Consider the following 16,358-nt stretch of genomic DNA (forward strand, 5'->3'; position numbering starts at 1 on the left):
TCGTCTATACCAGATTATGTGTCCTTGCCCAACCCTTCGAGAAGCGGAACGAAGCGGACAGCGCGCATTTCGTCATACTCCAGGCCATCGGCGGTTTTCCGTACGCGGATCAGGTGCTGTACGGCGTCCGATTGGCCGACCGGCAGAACCATGATGCCGCCTTCCTTGAGTTGTGCCAGAAGAGGACCCGGAGGGTCCTCGGCCGCTGCTGTCACGATGATGCGGTCGAAGGGGGCCTGTTCGGGCAAGCCGAAGCTGCCGTCGGCGGTGATCGCGGTGATGTTGTTGAGATCGAGCGCCTCGAAGACGGTGCGCGCCTCCTGCACCAGACGGCGGTGCCGGTCGATGGTATAGACCCTGCGGGCGAGTTTGCTCAGGATCGCGGCCTGATAGCCGGATCCGGTGCCGATTTCGAGTACCTTGTCGCGTGGCGTGATTTGCAGCGCCTGTGTCATCAGGCCCACGACCGAGGGTTGACTGATCGTCTGGCCGCAGGCGATCGGTAGCGGCATGTCTTCGTAGGCGCGGCCCGCAAACAGGCCACGGATGAAAGGACCGCGGTCGATCGCCTCCATCGCTTCGAGCACGGTCTTGTCGGTGACCCCTTTGGAGCGCAACGCATAGAGGAACTGCATCTTGCGCTCCGCGTCGCTGACCATATCGGGGTCGTGGTTCATGTATCGAGGTCCGCCATCAGATCGAACACGTCATGCGCGGTCAGATCAGCGCGCATCGGAGTGACCGAGATATAACCGTCAAGGTTGACGGCGGCGTCGCTGCCGGCGGGCGGGGCGATTTGCTGGTTTCCGCCGCCGATCCACAGGAACCGTCGCCCGTTGGGCGCGTCATGCGGGATGGTGGAGAAATTGACGCCGGGTCTGCGTCCTTGCGGTGCGAGGCGGATGCCCTTGACCTCCGCGCCGGGAACGGGTGGGAAATTCACGTTCCAGAACAAAGTGTAATCGGCAGCGTCAGGCTTGGGCTGTGCGAGGATGCGCCGGATGACGGCGACACCGTGCTGCACGGCGGCCTCGAAGGGGTTGTCGAGCGCACTGTTGGCAGGGCCGTAGAACTGCGACAGAGCGATAGAGGGATACCCTTGCAACGCGCCCTCCATCGCAGCCCCGATGGTGCCGGAATAAAGCGTATTCTCAGCCGCGTTGTTGCCCCGGTTCACGCCAGACAGGATCAGGTCGGGCGTTGCGTCTTTCATCGGGTCATACAGTGCGCATAGCACACAGTCGGCTGGGCTGCCTTCGGCCATGTACCGGCGCGGTGCGATCTTGGTGATCAGGGTCGGCTTTGTGTAGTTGATACAGTGACCGACACCCGATTGCTCGAACGCGGGGGCCACGGTCCAGACTTCGCCGTCGGGGCTTGCGAGCTCTTCGGCGATTCCGAGCAGAACCGCGAGACCCGCGGCGTTGATGCCGTCGTCATTGGTGATGAGAATGCGCATGGAACCGCTCCTTTCCTGCCTTGATAGGCGAGGTGGCGACGGGCGGCAAGCAAGGCTCCGCCTATTGACCGGATTTCTCGAATTCGGCGCACAGGCGCGCGGCCTGCGACTGGGGATCGGCCAGAGCGGCGCGATCTTCACCAGGGTAGAACCGGGCGCGGGTGGCCGTGGGCATCGGCGCGGGCGTCAGAATGTGTACCTGGGGTCCGATACGGGCGGTCTCTGCCTGCCAACTGCGTGCAAGGGCGATCTGGGCCGCCTTGGTCGCACCGTAGCTGCCGAAGAACCTGGCACCGGCGGCGGGATCGTCGAAAAACACCGCCTGTCCGGCGGCGCCCAGCAGCGGCGCGACGTAGGTGATCAGCGTTGCGGTTGCGGTGACGTTGACGGCAACTGATTTTTCGAAATCCTTGGCGTCGATGTGCGGGGCCGGGGCCAGAGGGGCCGCGTGCACCGCCGTGTGCAGCCAAAGATCAAGCGTACCCCAGCGATCGTGGATACCGCGACACAACGTGGCCATCGCCGCAGGGGTGGTCACGTCCATTGGGGCCAGTGTTGCACTGCCGCCTTTGGCCTGGATGCGGTCATCGAGCGCCTCAAGCGCGCCGACCGTGCGACCGACAGCGATGATGTGATGGGTAGGGGCCAACGCTTCGGCGAGCGCAGCACCCAGGCCGCGCGATGCGCCGGTGATCAATGCGGTTTGTGTCATGGGGGCGATATGCTGCGGCGCGCGCGCGGCGTCAAGGGGACTTAGCCCTGCGGCAGGGACAGAACCTTTTGACCGCCCAGCCGGGACAGGATCACACGGTCGGCGGCAATCGCTTCGATCTTGCCACCCGCGACGCTGTCGCCGACGCTGACCTTGGCGATATCGCCCTTGGGCAGGCGGATCAGGGCCTGAAACGCGCCTTCGGTACCGAATACGCCGATCAGGGCCGTCCGTTCCAGTTTTGCGTTTTTCGTGGCAAGTTCGATTACCTTTTCGGGCGTCGGGGTGCCGTCGGTGGGGGTGGTCATGGTGTCTCCTGTGGGCCTTTGTGCTGCAGTGCAGCTATGCGAGGCCGCGACCGGGTTAAAGGGGCGGCGGGCCGGTCGGCGAACGCCTGCCACAGGGTGCGCGGAAGGGTGCCTGTCAGCGGGTGCGATGGTAGGTGAAGGTAAGCCGGGCGAGATGGTCGATAGCCTGTGCGGGCAGGTCGGCGTCCAGCGACAGATTGAGCGCACGGCTGGATTCGTACACAAAATCATGCGGATAGATGTCGCGCATCGTGGCGGCGAGCCTTGTTCTGCAGTCAACGAAGAGCGTCAGGGTCTGCGGCGATTTATCCGACCAGTTGGCCCGCAAGGTGGTGGCCTGACGCGGACGGGTGGGGCGCCACGCCGGCTGGCCCCATTTGAGGCTTTCGCAGATCTGGCCTGCATTTGCGTGGTGTGCGGCGCTGAGAATCAGGCCCCGGGCAACGCCGAATTTTGTCGACGCGGCGGGCGGCCAGGCGGCCAGTGTCTGGGCAAAGGGGTCGGTCATGGCAGCAACCCTATCACAGGCGATGACAGATCGTGCATCGAGGGTCAGCGATCAATCAGTGTGCGGCCCGGTACTTGCGCGATCTGGTGTCAGGCGGGATACCACGATCTCGCCGGGCACCGGCGCATAGGCCAGTTTCGATCTGGCCCCTTGTGCTACTCAGCGCAATTTGTACGCGGCAAGCCCGGAACAGGCCGAAGACCGCGAAGCGCCGCAACAGGAACACGACGAGGTATCGTATCGGCGCCAGACAGATCGCCAAGCCATCTTGCGTTCACCGCGCGAGGTTACTCGGCTGCCGGTTTCATCTCGAAGCCGTTCTTGATCTGGTCGGCTGGAACCACGGGGTATTCGCCTGAAAAACACGCATCGCAGTATTGCGGGCAGGACTTCTTGCGCCCGTCCGCTTCGCCGACGGCACGGTAAAGCCCGTCGAGCGATATGAACCTGAGACTGTCGACGCCCAGATGCTCGCACATTTCATCCTCGGACATGGTCGCGGCGAGGAGTTTCTCGCGCTCGGGGGTATCGACGCCATAAAAACAGGGCCAGGCGGTGGGCGGCGAGGCGATGCGAAAGTGTACCTCGGCTGCGCCTGCGTCGAGGATCATCTCTTTGATCTTGCGCGAGGTGGTGCCGCGCACAACCGAGTCGTCGACCAGAATGACCCGCTTGCCCCTGATCAGCGCGCGGTTGACGTTGAGCTTGAGGCGCACGCCCATGTTGCGGATCTGCTCTGTCGGTTCGATGAAGGTGCGGCCCATGTATTGATTGCGGATGATGCCCATCGCGTAGGGGATGCCGCTTTGCAGGCTGAATCCGATCGCCGCCGGCGTGCCGCTGTCGGGGACCGGACAGACCAGATCCGCCTCGACGGGGCTTTCCTTGGCAAGCTCGCGGCCAATGGCTTCGCGCGTTTCATAAACGGAACGCCCGCCCAGAATGCTGTCGGGGCGGGAGAAATAGACATGTTCGAAGATACAGAATTTCGACGGCTGGGGGCGGAAAGGGAAATGCGATTCGACGCCCTTGTCGGTGATTACGACCATCTCGCCCGGCTTGATTTCGCGCACGAATTCGGCGCCGATGATATCAAGCGCGCAGGTCTCGGAGCTGAGCGCCCAGCCTTCGCCGATGCGGCCCAGCACAAGTGGGCGCACGCCCATTGGATCGCGGGTGCCGATCAGTTTCGTGCGAGTCATCGCGACGACGGAAAATGCGCCCTCGACGCGGCGCAGCGCGTCTTCCATCCGTTCGGGAATGTTACGCTGGAGCGATCGGGCCATCAGGTGGATGATGCATTCGCTGTCGGAGGACGACTGGAAGATCGAGCCGCGCTCGATCAATTCGCGGCGTAGGGATTCGGCATTCGTGATATTGCCGTTATGTGCGATTGCAGCACCGCCCATTGCGAACTCGCCAAAGAAGGGCTGTACGTCGCGGATCGCGGTCGGGCCCTTGCTGCCGGCGGTGGAGTAGCGCACATGTCCGATGGCGAGCGCGCCGGGAAGGGTTTTCATCAGGTTTTCGCTGGTGAAATTGTCGCGGACATAGCCGAAACGGCGCGCCGACTGAAAGCCGGCCTCGTCATCGTAGGATACGATGCCGCCTGCTTCCTGGCCTCGGTGTTGCAAGGCATGCAGACCAAGTGCGACGAAATTGGCCGCATCTGCGACCCCGACGACCCCGAAAACGCCGCATTCCTCCTTCAGTTTGTCGTCGTCGCCAGCATCCGTCAGATAGGATGTGTCGAAGGGGTTGGCGGGGGGCATGGTCTTGGGCGGGACGTGGGACAAGGGAGTGCTCCTGCAGCCTACAAGGGTATGGGCGTATTACGGCAGCGGCGGCAAAGAGTCACGACGCGATTGCGTGAGATCGGTATTAGTTCGCCCGACGTGCTAATCGGATGTGCGATGCTGGCTGGGAAGGGGCGCAGTGCGGTGGAGTGCTGTTCGCCTGCTCAGTGAGTGTGCCCATCGGCAGCGTGAAGCGAACCGTGCTGCCACCATGCGCGCTGCAGTTCGATGCGGCGATGGTGCCGTTGCGCGCCGAAATAAGTCGGCGTATGCCCAAGAGGCCATAGCCGCTGTCGACGCGAAAGGTGCCGGTGTCGAGAAAGGCGTGCCCCGGATTGGCGAAGCCTGCGCCGTCGTCGTCCAGCGTCACCTCGATCCAGCCTTTTGCGGGTATCCGGGCAGAGCACTGCAACATCAGACTGTCCCGCGCGCCATGTTTGATCGCGTTTTCGATCAGATTGCGCAGAATGATCTGCAAGGTCGATTTCTCCCCCAGCAGGGGCACGCTTGCGCAGGTCATCCGATGGGCGTTCTGCGGATCGAGCACCTGCATCAGATCGACGGTCAGATCGTGCAGATCGAACTGTTCACTGGTTTCCGGGGCCGAGATGGCGCAAGCGTGCGACATTATGTCGTCGATCAGCGCGAGCGATTTGACCGATGTTTCCTCCAGCAGATTGATCAACTCGACCTTGCCGTCGCCCTGATCCTCGAAGTTTTCGCTCAGCATTTCGGCCAGCATCGAAACATTGCGCATCGGTGCCCGCAGGTCATGTGCCGCCATCGTGACAAATTGCTCGATCTCGCTGCCGATAATTTCCTGTTTGACCTTGGCGCGCTGCGCGATCCACTCGGCGGATATATCTTGCGAACTGCCGATCAGGCGGTACACCCGGCCATTGCTGTCCATCAACGGGTTGAGAGTGGTGCGCACGATGCCAAGACCGTTCCCGAACGGCAATTCGAACTCGTACGAACGCTGTGTCTTGGCAAGGATGGTTTTGCGCTGTTCGTCCAGCGCCGGTTGTCCGAACGCGGATCCATACGCCTGAACAGTGGAGAGACCCGTGAAATCGGACATCGGACGCTTTATTCGCGCAAGGGTCGCACGGTTGCAGAACGCATAGACAGGCAGGCCGCTTTCCAGCACATCCATCACGAAGACGGGGGTCGGCACACAATCCAGAACCGCAAACAGATCATCGAAGGCCATGGACGCTCCCTCTCTTCTTAAGGGAACGATAGCAAATAAGACTTTAACGAAGTCTGAACCGACGTCCCGGAAACGCTATTCCGCCGTGCAGGTCGACACGAGGTCCTCGTATTTTCCGGTGATCCATCCGAGCGCCTGATCGGGGTCGGAATTTTGGATGTCATCGGCAAAGCGCCCGAAGACGAGAGCAGAGCGGCTGTCGTCGACGATGGTGAACTGCTGGCCCGACATCACGGTCGAGTAGACGAAGAAAGCGATGGCAACCAGAAGGATGCCGCGTGCGACACCAAAGATGAACCCCAGCGCCTGGTCGAAGCCGCCGAGAACGGAGCGTTGCACGAGCGAGGAAAAGAGCGGCGTGAACAGGGACACGATGACCAGCGTCACCGCCAGCACCAGCGTGAACGCGCCGATCACGGACAGCTCGCAACTGTCGGCCAGAAACTCGCCAACCACGGGCAGTTCGCGGACCAAAGGTTCGACCTGCGGGGCGAACAGATAGGCCAGCATTGCTGCGGCGACCCAACCGACAATCGCCATCAGTTCGCGGACAAAGCCGCGTCCGTAGGCCAGCAGAGCCGACATCACAATGACCAGCGCAACAACGCCGTCAATGAGGGTAAAACCTTCCATGCTCGTCAAGCCTTTCGTCAGGGCGCGTCAACCGGCACCAAAAATTTCACCCACAAATCCCGTCAGATCGGCCATCGGCCGCAGCGTGATCCCGTCGACTCCCACGGCCTTGCCGCCTTTGGGTGCGATTGCGGTGGTAAAACCAAGTTTTTGCGCTTCTTTCAACCTGTTTTCGGTCTGGGTCGCGGGGCGAAGCGCGCCAGACAGGCTAAGCTCCCCGAATACAACGGTTTCCGCAGGCAGGGCGGTGTCCTCGCGTGCGCTCAGAAGCGCCGAAGCAACGGCCAGATCTGCGGCGGGTTCGGATATCTTGAGCCCGCCCGCGACGTTGAGATAGACGTCGAGCCCCGCGAACGGGATGCCGCAGCGCGCCTCTAGGACCGCGAGGATCATGGCAAGGCGGCCACCGTCCCAGCCGACGACCGTGCGGCGGGCCTGTGAGTGCGGGGAGGGCGCGACGAGCGCCTGTATCTCGACCAGCACCGGGCGCGTCCCTTCGACCCCGGCAAAGACGACGGATCCGGCGGCGGGCTGGCCGCGCTCGGACAGGAACAGCGCCGAAGGGTTGGTGACTTCGGCAAGGCCCCGCCCGGTCATCTCGAATACGCCGATCTCATCGGCGGGGCCGAAGCGGTTCTTGACCGAGCGCAGGATGCGGAAGGGGTGGCCGCGCTCGCCCTCGAAATAGAGGACTGTATCGACCATGTGTTCGACGACGCGGGGGCCTGCGATCTGGCCTTCCTTGGTCACGTGCCCCACCAGTATGACGGAGGTGCCGGTGCGTTTGGCAAAGGCTGTGAGTTCATGCGCGCACGCGCGGACCTGCGACACCGATCCCGGCGCGCTCTCGACGTTGTCAGCCCACATCGTCTGGATCGAATCGATGATGGCCAGCGCGGGGCGCTCCTTGTCCAGGGTGGTGAGGATGTCGCGCAGGTTGGTCTCGGCGCCCAGCTTGACGGCGGCTTTGGAGAGGCCCAGACGCTGTGCGCGCATACGCACCTGCGCGGAGGCTTCCTCGCCCGAGATGTAGACGACGCCAAGACCCTTGTTGGCGAAAGCCGCGGCGGCTTGCAGCAGAAGCGTCGATTTGCCGATGCCCGGATCGCCGCCCACGAGGATCGCCGAGGCGGCGACAAGCCCGCCGCCCAGAACGCGGTCCAGCTCTCCCAGCCCCGAAAGCGTGCGCGGCGGTGGCGCTTCTTCGGTCGCGAGATCGAGAAGGGCCATTGACGATCCGCGGCGCGCGCCGAGCGATTTCGCGGGCGGCCCGGCACTTATGCCCTTGTCTTCGACGATGGTGTTCCATTCGCCGCAGGCGTCGCAGCGGCCCGACCATTTGGGAAAGGACGCACCGCAGGCGGTGCAGGTGAATGTGGTGGGTGTTTTTGCCATTGCGCGTTGATGCCGAAGGCGCGCGGCGGGGTCAAAGGAAATCGCGCGGAGTGACGTCTGGTCCGGACGCGGACCCTATTCGGCGGCTTTGGGCAATTCGTACACGCCGTTGTCGAGTGCGGTGGGATCAAGCGGTTCTGCGTCGCCTTCAGGTTCGATACGCAGCGGCGTCTCGCGACCGAGCTGCGGCAGGATTTCATTCATCTCTTCGCTCAGCCGGGCAAGCTGCGCTGCGGCGACACTTTCTTCCAGTTCCACCTCATGCAACCAGTGCTTCATCTCGGTCGAGATCGCCTTGGCCTGATCAAGGCGTTCGTTGAACAGGTTGACCTCTTCCTGACGCTGCTTGAGGAAACTGCGGGCGCGGCCGATTTTCTCGTCGGAATAGACATCCGCCAATTCGCGGCTGATGTGGCTCATCTGTGCCGCCGCTTCGAGAAGCGCGGGTTCGAGGGTGCTCAGATCGGGGTGGTCGCGCAGGTAGGCAAGGCGTTCGCGCACGGCATCAAATTCGGAGCTTAACTGGAATACATGACCCCGGTCCGCGGCGTGCACGGCGGCATAGGCGCGCGCGACATCGTCCATCGACATCCGGAAGGACCGGTGTGACGTCTCCAGCTTGAGAATGCGTGCGTTTGCGGGCAGGAAAAAACAGATGCCGGCGGCAAGCACCGTTGCGAAGATCTGTACGTACATGCCGGCGTTTTCGACAGGCGTACCGCCATAGGTCAGGGGCAGGTCGATCCACGACCAGAAGCCAAGGGCAGCCATGATTGTGGCGGTGGTCAATGCGGCCGCACAAGCCGCGAAGAACAACAGCGCAAGACGCTGCATGAGGTACTGAACAAGAAAGCCAAAGGCTTTTACGTGGTGCATCAAACTTCCCTGAAGGGCTACCGTCGGCAAGAACACGCCGACTGGACCCAATTTAGGGTGCGGCGCGCCGTCTGCAAAGGAGTAATTAACCGTGGTCAGACCGTATTAACGCGCACTGTTTCAAATTGGGCACCTAATTTGACCAATGATTCGCTAATTGTCGCGTTTTCCAACCGATCCAGATGGAGGCGAGAATGGAGAACGTGAAAAGATACAACCCCCAGGCGATTTCGATGCGCCCGACACCGATTCCCTTGATCACCGTAATATAGAGCGCGATCAGGAAAACATCCGCCATCGCCAGCTTGCCGGTGGCCTCCAGTACGGCGTCGGTGCGCGGGCCGAGCAGACCGAATTGACGCAGTGCCAGACCGATTGTCTTGAGGTACGGCGCGGCGAGCGCGAAGGCGGCGACGACACCGGCAAGAAACATGTCCGTTTCCCAAAGTGATCGCACGCCGGACAGAACGGAAATCTCGCTCAGACCGAAGAGCGGCAGCAACCCCGCCCGCATCAGCGGCGCCGACCACGCAACCGGGTAGAGCACCAGCAGCGCGAGGTTCGCGGTCCGCAGCAGGGTGCGTTGCACGGGTCTCAGGTCTTCCAGGTGCGGGTGTAGCGGCTGCCGAGTGCCGTGAGGATTTCGTATCCAATGGTGCCTGCAAATTCGGCCACCGTATCGACGGATTGGTGTGCGCCGATCAATTGCAGGCTTTCGGGGTTTCCCTCCAGATCGGTCACGTCGACCGTAATCAGGTCCATCGACACCCGACCGACGACAGGCACCTTGCGGCCTGAGTGGGTCATCGTGGCACCGTCCCCCATCGCGCGGATAAGGCCATCGGCGTAGCCTGCGGAAACCGTGGCGATGCGCGCGGGGCGGGGGGCGGTCCAGCTGTTGGCGTAGCCGACCGTCTCGCCCGTCGTCACCTCGCGTATCTGGATGACGGGAATGTCGAGTGTGACCACCGGTTGCGCATCGACGAAGGGCAAACCGCCATAAAGCCCAACACCGGGCCGCACCATGTCGTAGTGAAAGGCCGAGCCCAGCAAGGTGCCACCGGTCGCGGAGAGCGAACGCGGCACGTCGACCCCTTGGGTCAAATCGTCGAACATGCGGCGTTGTCGCGCGTTCATCGGGTGATCGGGATCGTCGGCGCAGGCGAGATGCGACATGATCAGCGTCGGGTTCTGCGCCAGCGCGATGTCGCGCAGGGCGGACCATTCCGCAGGCTCCATCCCCAGCCGGTTCATGCCGGTGTCAAGTTGCAGACCGAACGGATGCCCGGGCAGCGCCTCGACATGGCGCAGCATCTGGTCGACGGAATTGATCATCGGTTCCAGATCGGCGCCGGCGATTTTCTCGGCGTCTCCGGCCATATGCCCCGAAAATACCCCGATCCGGGGGCCGGGCCCCAGCGTGCGACGTAGCGCGACGCCTTCTTCGGCGGCGGCGACGAAAAACCGGCGGGCACCTGCGGCGGCGAGGTGTTGGCTGACGCGGGCGGCATCAAGGCCGTAGGCATCCGCCTTGACGACAGCGGCGGTTTCGACCTGTGCGATCTGCGCCAGAGCGCGCCAGTTTGCGACGACGGCGCCCAGATCAATAGTGAGGGTTGCGGTACTCATGGTGACGGTTTTGACAATGTAGCCAGCCTCGTCAAGACCGCGCGACTACGGAGACATGAAATAGCCGCGGTTTTCCTCCCAGATCTTTTCACCGATCATGCAATCGTAGGGGGCGGGGGTCTGCACCCTGACGATCTGCGCGGATGGCACGGCGTCTGCAATTTCGAGCACCAGCTTGCGCCGCACGGCATCCGCAAAGCCCGACCATTCATAGACCGGCAGAACGAATGCGCCCGGACCGCCGATCACGCAGCGGGCATAGTAGACGTCCAGATCTTCGATGCCCCAAAGCGCGCTCAGGGGGTCATGGGTCATCAGGGGCAGGCCGTTGATGGTGATGCCCTGCGCCGTTACCACGTCGCGTGCGGCGCGCACGGGCAGGCCGGTGTTGTTCGGGCCGTCGCCGGAAATGTCGATCACCCGGCGCAACCCGTCAAAGTCGTTCGCCGCGATGCTGTCTGCGGCAAAGCGCAGCGCCGAGGAGATCGACGTGCGCCGCAGGCTGTCGGTGTACTGTGCTGAGATCCGTTGCGCAGCCGCAGCGGCATCGGTGCCCGTGGCGATTTCGGTCCAGGGCAGGACGACCCGCTGGCGACCGCTGCCGGCCCATTCCACATAGGTGAGGGCGATGCGGCCCAGAAGGCCCGCCTCTATCGCGTTCACGACCTGGGGGGAGATGAGCGCCTCGGCGTAGCCGCGCCGCTGAATTTCAAGCTCTGCGGGAGACATCGAGCGCGATACGTCGACGGCCAATACCAGCTCGATATCGACTTCGCGCGCCGCGAGGGACGCGGGGAGCAGGGCCACGACGCACAGGATCAGCAATCGGATCATCGTGGTATTGGGCCAGAGTTCTGCGGGTCTGTCCATTCACAAACAGGACAGGTGGCGCGACCACGTCTTGCAACCTGCACTTGTGCTGCGGCGCGGGACGCTTAAGCTGCTGCGAACATTGGAGGAGGACCCACCCATGACGACAACGCAAATAAAGCTCGGTACAGTCGCGATCGCCGCGACGCTCGCCTGTGCGCCCGCGGTTGCGCAGAACCGCATCGATACGCAATTGCCCAACGCGCCGGAATTGGCAGCCTACGGCGATATGAATGTCGGCATGCGGAAACTGGAGATGGTCAATCCCGACCAGATCGACATTCTTGCGATTGATTCAGCTGCCGAGAAGCCGGCGGAAATGCCGCGCTATGACCGGCCTTTGACGGTCGAGATGTGGTACCCTGCGGCGGACGGTGCGTCAGGGGCGACGGAATTCAACGCGTTCCTGCGTGACGGCTCCACCGAAGTGACGTTGACCGGGCAGGCCATGCGCGACGCAGCCACAGCGACACCCGACGCCCCTTTTCCGCTGGTCCTGATCAGCCATGGCTATCCCGGCAACCGTTTTTTGCTGTCCCATCTGGCGGAAAACCTTGCCTCGAAGGGCTATGTGGTCGCGTCGATTGACCACACCGACAGCACCTACCGCACGCAGGCGGCCTTTGGTTCGACGCTGGTGAACCGCTCGCTCGACCAGCTTTTTGTGCTGGAACAGATGGCGCAGATGGCCGGCGCGGACGGCGAATTCGCCGGGCTTTATGACGCGGAGAATGCCGGGCTGATCGGCTATTCGATGGGCGGATACGGCGCGGTGATCACTGCGGGCGGTGGTGTGACTGAAACATCTGTCGGCTATGCGTGGGGCGCGCCGCACGGCACACTTGCCATCCACCAGGCCGGATCGGACAGCCACGAGGCGTTGCCCGATCCCCGGATAAAGACAGCCGTGGCCTTTGGCCCCTGGGGCATGAACACCGGTTTCTGGAACGCCGAAGGGCTGGCCGGTGTGCAGATCCCGATGCTGTTCATTGCCGGATCACAGGACGGCACGTCGCTGTACGAGAACGGCGTGCGGGCACTGTGGGAGAACGTGACAGGCGTTCCGACCGCGCTGCTGACCTATACAAATGCGGGTCACAACGCCGGAGCGCCGATGCCGGCCCCCGAGGAGAGCTTTTATTTCAATGAGGATAAGGGGTTCAACATTTCCGAGCATTACACCGATGCCGTCTGGAACACCGCGCGCATGAACAACATCGCGCAGCATTTCGTCACCGCGTGGATGGACGAGCACCTCAAGGGTGAGGCGGAAAAAGGTGCCTACCTCGATCTCGTAGAAAACTCGAACGACGGGGTCTGGTCGATGAACGAGGACGGCACGGTGAAAGAGGATCATACCTACTGGAAAGGCTTTCCCGAGGGTACGGCCAAAGGGCTAGTCTATGAGACGAAGACGCCCGAGTAAGGCATTCGACGTATGAGCCGTGTGCGGATCATGTTCTCTCACGCCGCCGTCCGATTTATGGCGGTGGCGTGTCTGTCCGGGCGCGTGGCACGAACGGTCTGTGCCGCGCGGTACGCGTTATCGGAAGGCGGAATTGCGCGCGCCGCAGCCCGTTAGCGGTGCGCGGGCTCAGAACTCGCGCTCGTCACCGCCCTGTTGCCACGGCTTCACAAGGTTGCCGAAGCGCGTGAAGCGGCCCTCGAAACTCAGCTCGACGGTGCCGATGGGGCCGTGGCGTTGTTTGCCGATCACCACCTCGGCGCGGCCGTGCAGGCGCTCCATCTCTTCTTGCCAGACTGCCATCTTGTCCAGCTCGTGATCGCCGGGCTTTTCACGCTCTTTGTAATATTCTTCGCGGAACACGAACATCACCACATCCGCGTCCTGCTCGATCGAGCCGGATTCGCGCAGATCGGAGAGTTGCGGGCGCTTGTCCTCGCGGTTTTCCACCTGGCGCGAAAGCTGCGACAAGGCGATCACGGGTATGTCCAGTTCCTTGGCGATGGCCTTGAGGCCCATGGTAATCTCGGAGATCTCGTTGACGCGGTTCTCGTTCTTGCCGGTGCCACGTACCAGCTGCAGGTAGTCGATGATGAGCACATCGAGGCCGTGCGTCCGCTTGAGACGGCGGGCACGGGCGGCAAGCTGAGAAATCGGCAGGGCGGGGGTGTCGTCGATGTAGAGTGGGCAGGCTTCCAGCGCCTTGGCGGCATCGACGAACCGGCGAAACTCGGCCTCTGTCATATCGCCCGAGCGGATCTGCTGCGACGGGATCTCGGCGGCTTCGGACAGGATGCGCGCGGCCAGCTGTTCCGCGCTCATCTCGAGGCTGTAAAAGCCGACGACGCCGCCATCTGTCGCGCCCTCGGTCCCATCGGGAAGCTGTCCGCGCTTGTACGCCTTCGCCACGTTGAAGGCGATATTGGTGGCGAGGGATGTCTTGCCCATGGACGGACGACCCGCAAGGATCAGAAGATCCGACCGGTGCAGGCCGCCGAGTTTCTTGTCCATGTCGATCAGGCCGGTGGACACCCCCGACAGGCCGCCGTCACGCTGGTAGGCTGCGTTGGCGACATTAACTGCGTCCGTTACCGCTTTGAGAAAGCTCTGGAAACCGCTTTCGACCTGACCTTGTTCCGCCAGTTTGTAAAGCTGCTGTTCGGCCTCGACTATCTGCTCGCGGGGCTCGCTGGCGACATCGACCGTCGCCGCCTTGGCCGCGATGTCGCGCCCCAGCGCGATCAGATCGCGGCGTACGGCCAGATCATAGATCATCTGCGCGTAATCGCGCACCGCAAAGGCGGAGATCGCAGCACCTGCAAGACGGGCCAGATAGGCCGGACCGCCAAGCTCCTTGAGGCCTTCGTCATCCTCCATGAACGCCTTGAGCGTCACCGGGGAGGCGAGGTTGTTCTTGGCGATCCGCGCGGCGGCGATCTCGAATATGCGGGCGTGCACGGGATCGTAGAAATGGCGCGGGCCGATGATCGAGGCGACGCGATCGTAGATGTCGTTATTGGTGAGAATCGCACCCAGAAGCTGCTGCTCGGCCTCGATGGAATGGGGCATGGTTTCGGGTGCCTGCACCGCGAGTCCAGTGGTGTTCATCGATGCGATTTCGTTCATTTTCCGCCCCTGTTTGACCCGCAGCCGTCATAGCGAACGGGCGGCGCTGCCGCAAACTGTATATTTCTGTGGATAACAAGCTGACGGCGGCAGCCTTCTACATCTTGCGGTGAAACCGGTCGCTGCGTCAACCTGTAGGGGTTAGCGCCGGTTTGCTTCCTGCCATTCGCGCGGCGATTTCAAGAACTTTTCCACTTCGTCCAGCGTGGCGCCCGGGAAGGCGTCCTGTGCTTTCGCCTCTGCCAGAACGTCCCACCAGGTACACAAGTGATGCAGCGCAACGCCATGATCGCCTAAGGTCTTTTCCGTTTCTGGAAAAATGTCATAGTAAAAGATCACGGCGGTATGCGCACATGACGCACCGGTTTCTCTGATCGCGTCGACAAAGCTGAGTTTTGACCCGCCGTCGGTGGTCAGATCCTCGACCAGCAGAACGCGCTGACCTTCGCTCATATCGCCCTCGATCCGCGCATTCCTGCCGTAGCCCTTTGGCTTCTTGCGGATGTAAGTCATCGGCAGCGCCAACCGTTCGGCCACGAGGGCTGCAAACGGGATGCCAGCGGTCTCGCCGCCGGCGATGTTGTCGAACGCCTCAAAGCCTGCGTTGCGCATCACCGTGACGGTCAGAAAATCCATCAGCGTCGCGCGGATGCGCGGGTAAGAGATCAGTTTGCGACAGTCGATGTAGCTGGGCGAGGGCAGGCCGGAGGCCAGCGTAAAGGGCGTATCGGTGTTGAAGTTCACCGCCTTGATTTCCAGCAGCATGCGCGCGGTCAGGCGCGCCATTTCCGGCGCGTCGGGATAGGATGAGGGGATCATGGGCAAAGCTCCTTCAAACGCTCCAGTTGAGCGGCATCGCGGGATCGAAAACAGTGACCGGTCCGTCGGCTGTGTCGATGTGGGCGGGGTAATCCGGCATCTCGCGGATCAGCGTGAGCGTCGCCTCGTTGGGCGGCAGGCCATAGAACGCGGGGCCGTTGAGCGATGTGAAGGCTTCGAGCCTGTCCAGCGCGCCGTCCTGTTCGAAGACTTCCGCAAGGATCGACATCGTATTGGGCGCGGTGAAGCAGCCCGCACAGCCACAGGGCAGCAGTTTGTTGGCGTCGGTGTGCGGGGCAGAGTCGGTGCCAAGGAAGAACCAGGAATCGCCGGAGGTGGCGGCGGCGCGCAGGGCAAGGCGGTGCGTCTCGCGCTTGGCCACCGGCAAGCAATAATAGTGGGGCTTGATCCCGCCAGCGAGAATGTGATTGCGGTTGATCACCAGATGATGCGTGGTGATCGTGGCGGCCAGATTGGTGTCACCGGTCTTGACGTAATCAACTGCGTCGGACGTCGTGATATGTTCCATCACCACGCGCAGGCCGGGATGGTCGCGGCGGATCGGTTCGAGAACCCGGTCGATGAAAACCGCCTCGCGGTCGAAGATGTCGACATCCGCATCCGTCACCTCGCCGTGGGTGCACAACGGCAGACCGATTTCGGCCATCTTGTCGAACACCGCGGCGACCTTGGTAAAATCGCTGACACCGGAGGCGGAATTCGTTGTTGCGCCCGCGGGATAGAGTTTGACCGCCGCGATCAATCCGTCGGCATGGGCAGCCGCGACATCGGCGGGGTCGGTGTCTTCGGTCAGATAAAGCGTCATCAACGGTGTGAAATCATCGGCTCCCGGGATCGCGGCAATAATCCGGTCACGGTAGGCCCGCGCGTCGGCGGCGGTGACAACGGGGGGAACCAGGTTGGGCATGATAATCGCGCGGGCGAAATCGCGCGAGGTGTAGGGCAATACGGCGCGCAGCATGTCGCCGTCGCGCAGGTGGAGATGCCAGTCATCGGGACGGCGGATCGTATGTGTCTGGGTCATGGGC

At 62.5% G+C, this 16,358-nt stretch carries 17 protein-coding genes; 1 reads left to right on the top strand and 16 read right to left on the bottom strand.

The window, feature by feature from the left end; translation table 11 throughout:
* Nucleotides 1-14: 14 nt before the first annotated feature.
* The 13 genes from Q1A06_RS01835 to Q1A06_RS01895 form a co-directional block, all read right to left on the bottom strand.
* Nucleotides 15-677 (bottom strand): protein-L-isoaspartate(D-aspartate) O-methyltransferase, encoded by a 663-nt coding sequence (locus Q1A06_RS01835; RefSeq protein ID WP_299558065.1) that lies wholly within the window; start codon nt 675-677, stop codon nt 15-17.
* Nucleotides 674-1,459, bottom strand: coding sequence for a 5'/3'-nucleotidase SurE (gene surE, locus Q1A06_RS01840; protein WP_299558067.1), 786 nt, complete (start codon nt 1,457-1,459; stop codon nt 674-676). The genes Q1A06_RS01835 and surE overlap by 4 nt, the downstream gene beginning before the upstream one ends.
* 61 nt (nt 1,460-1,520) lie before the next feature.
* Nucleotides 1,521-2,171: an SDR family NAD(P)-dependent oxidoreductase gene (locus Q1A06_RS01845; RefSeq protein WP_299558069.1), complete on the bottom strand. Its 651-nt coding sequence runs from the start codon at nt 2,169-2,171 to the stop codon at nt 1,521-1,523.
* Between the two features lie 41 nt (nt 2,172-2,212).
* The gene (locus tag Q1A06_RS01850) at nt 2,213-2,479 is read right to left on the bottom strand and encodes a pilus assembly protein PilZ (RefSeq protein ID WP_299558071.1); all 267 of its coding nucleotides are present in this window, start codon (nt 2,477-2,479) and stop codon (nt 2,213-2,215) included.
* A 115-nt stretch (nt 2,480-2,594) separates the two neighbouring features.
* Nucleotides 2,595-2,987 (bottom strand): hypothetical protein, encoded by a 393-nt coding sequence (locus tag Q1A06_RS01855; protein ID WP_299558073.1) that lies wholly within the window; start codon nt 2,985-2,987, stop codon nt 2,595-2,597.
* Nucleotides 2,988-3,274: 287 nt separating this feature from the next.
* On the bottom strand, nt 3,275-4,759 hold the full coding sequence (gene purF / locus Q1A06_RS01860; protein ID WP_299558853.1) for an amidophosphoribosyltransferase: 1,485 nt from the start codon (nt 4,757-4,759) through the stop codon (nt 3,275-3,277).
* A 109-nt stretch (nt 4,760-4,868) separates the two neighbouring features.
* The gene (locus tag Q1A06_RS01865; protein ID WP_299558075.1) at nt 4,869-5,996 is read right to left on the bottom strand and encodes a PAS domain-containing sensor histidine kinase; all 1,128 of its coding nucleotides are present in this window, start codon (nt 5,994-5,996) and stop codon (nt 4,869-4,871) included.
* 75 nt (nt 5,997-6,071) lie between these two features.
* On the bottom strand, nt 6,072-6,629 hold the full coding sequence (locus Q1A06_RS01870) for a CvpA family protein (RefSeq protein ID WP_299558077.1): 558 nt from the start codon (nt 6,627-6,629) through the stop codon (nt 6,072-6,074).
* 27 nt (nt 6,630-6,656) lie between these two features.
* Nucleotides 6,657-8,024: a DNA repair protein RadA gene (gene radA, locus Q1A06_RS01875; protein ID WP_299558079.1), complete on the bottom strand. Its 1,368-nt coding sequence runs from the start codon at nt 8,022-8,024 to the stop codon at nt 6,657-6,659.
* Between the two features lie 75 nt (nt 8,025-8,099).
* Nucleotides 8,100-8,900, bottom strand: a complete 801-nt coding sequence (locus tag Q1A06_RS01880; RefSeq protein WP_299558081.1) for a DNA repair protein — start codon at nt 8,898-8,900, stop codon at nt 8,100-8,102.
* Nucleotides 8,901-9,033: 133 nt separating this feature from the next.
* Nucleotides 9,034-9,489: a paraquat-inducible protein A gene (locus Q1A06_RS01885; RefSeq protein WP_299558083.1), complete on the bottom strand. Its 456-nt coding sequence runs from the start codon at nt 9,487-9,489 to the stop codon at nt 9,034-9,036.
* Nucleotides 9,490-9,494: 5 nt separating this feature from the next.
* Nucleotides 9,495-10,529 carry an alanine racemase gene (alr, locus tag Q1A06_RS01890; RefSeq protein WP_299558085.1) on the bottom strand — a complete coding sequence of 345 codons (1,035 nt, stop codon included), beginning with the start codon at nt 10,527-10,529 and terminating at the stop codon, nt 9,495-9,497.
* Nucleotides 10,530-10,574: 45 nt separating this feature from the next.
* On the bottom strand, nt 10,575-11,363 hold the full coding sequence (locus tag Q1A06_RS01895) for a DUF1194 domain-containing protein (protein ID WP_299558087.1): 789 nt from the start codon (nt 11,361-11,363) through the stop codon (nt 10,575-10,577).
* Nucleotides 11,364-11,499: 136 nt separating this feature from the next.
* On the opposite strand from Q1A06_RS01895, the gene Q1A06_RS01900 reads away from it, so the two are divergent.
* On the top strand, nt 11,500-12,825 hold the full coding sequence (locus Q1A06_RS01900) for a dienelactone hydrolase (RefSeq protein WP_299558089.1): 1,326 nt from the start codon (nt 11,500-11,502) through the stop codon (nt 12,823-12,825).
* Nucleotides 12,826-12,993: 168 nt separating this feature from the next.
* On the opposite strand, the gene Q1A06_RS01905 is transcribed toward Q1A06_RS01900, so the two are convergent.
* From Q1A06_RS01905 to pyrC, 3 genes are all read right to left on the bottom strand, one after another.
* Complete coding sequence (locus Q1A06_RS01905; protein WP_299558091.1) at nt 12,994-14,490, bottom strand: replicative DNA helicase; 1,497 nt, start codon at nt 14,488-14,490, stop codon at nt 12,994-12,996.
* A gap of 141 nt (nt 14,491-14,631) precedes the next feature.
* On the bottom strand, nt 14,632-15,309 hold the full coding sequence (locus Q1A06_RS01910) for an orotate phosphoribosyltransferase (RefSeq protein WP_299558093.1): 678 nt from the start codon (nt 15,307-15,309) through the stop codon (nt 14,632-14,634).
* A 13-nt stretch (nt 15,310-15,322) separates the two neighbouring features.
* Nucleotides 15,323-16,354 carry a dihydroorotase gene (gene pyrC, locus Q1A06_RS01915; protein ID WP_299558095.1) on the bottom strand — a complete coding sequence of 344 codons (1,032 nt, stop codon included), beginning with the start codon at nt 16,352-16,354 and terminating at the stop codon, nt 15,323-15,325.
* Nucleotides 16,355-16,358 lie beyond the last annotated feature (4 nt).

The sequence above is a fragment of the uncultured Sulfitobacter sp. genome (assembly GCF_947497275.1).
Lineage (GTDB): Bacteria > Pseudomonadota > Alphaproteobacteria > Rhodobacterales > Rhodobacteraceae > Sulfitobacter.

Bases quoted from the DNA above. Each gene is read 5' to 3' on its own strand.
- Q1A06_RS01835 (WP_299558065.1), bottom strand. From the start codon at position 677: ATGAACCACGACCCCGATATGGTCAGCGACGCGGAGCGCAAGATGCAG.
- surE (WP_299558067.1), bottom strand. From the start codon at position 1,459: ATGCGCATTCTCATCACCAATGACGACGGCATCAACGCCGCGGGTCTC.
- Q1A06_RS01845 (WP_299558069.1), bottom strand. From the start codon at position 2,171: ATGACACAAACCGCATTGATCACCGGCGCATCGCGCGGCCTGGGTGCT.
- Q1A06_RS01850 (WP_299558071.1), bottom strand. From the start codon at position 2,479: ATGACCACCCCCACCGACGGCACCCCGACGCCCGAAAAGGTAATCGAA.
- Q1A06_RS01855 (WP_299558073.1), bottom strand. From the start codon at position 2,987: ATGACCGACCCCTTTGCCCAGACACTGGCCGCCTGGCCGCCCGCCGCG.
- purF (WP_299558853.1), bottom strand. From the start codon at position 4,759: ATGCCCCCCGCCAACCCCTTCGACACATCCTATCTGACGGATGCTGGC.
- Q1A06_RS01865 (WP_299558075.1), bottom strand. From the start codon at position 5,996: ATGGCCTTCGATGATCTGTTTGCGGTTCTGGATTGTGTGCCGACCCCC.
- Q1A06_RS01870 (WP_299558077.1), bottom strand. From the start codon at position 6,629: ATGGAAGGTTTTACCCTCATTGACGGCGTTGTTGCGCTGGTCATTGTG.
- radA (WP_299558079.1), bottom strand. From the start codon at position 8,024: ATGGCAAAAACACCCACCACATTCACCTGCACCGCCTGCGGTGCGTCC.
- Q1A06_RS01880 (WP_299558081.1), bottom strand. From the start codon at position 8,900: ATGCACCACGTAAAAGCCTTTGGCTTTCTTGTTCAGTACCTCATGCAG.
- alr (WP_299558085.1), bottom strand. From the start codon at position 10,529: ATGAGTACCGCAACCCTCACTATTGATCTGGGCGCCGTCGTCGCAAAC.
- Q1A06_RS01895 (WP_299558087.1), bottom strand. From the start codon at position 11,363: ATGATCCGATTGCTGATCCTGTGCGTCGTGGCCCTGCTCCCCGCGTCC.
- Q1A06_RS01900 (WP_299558089.1), top strand. From the start codon at position 11,500: ATGACGACAACGCAAATAAAGCTCGGTACAGTCGCGATCGCCGCGACG.
- Q1A06_RS01905 (WP_299558091.1), bottom strand. From the start codon at position 14,490: ATGAACGAAATCGCATCGATGAACACCACTGGACTCGCGGTGCAGGCA.
- Q1A06_RS01910 (WP_299558093.1), bottom strand. From the start codon at position 15,309: ATGATCCCCTCATCCTATCCCGACGCGCCGGAAATGGCGCGCCTGACC.
- pyrC (WP_299558095.1), bottom strand. From the start codon at position 16,354: ATGACCCAGACACATACGATCCGCCGTCCCGATGACTGGCATCTCCAC.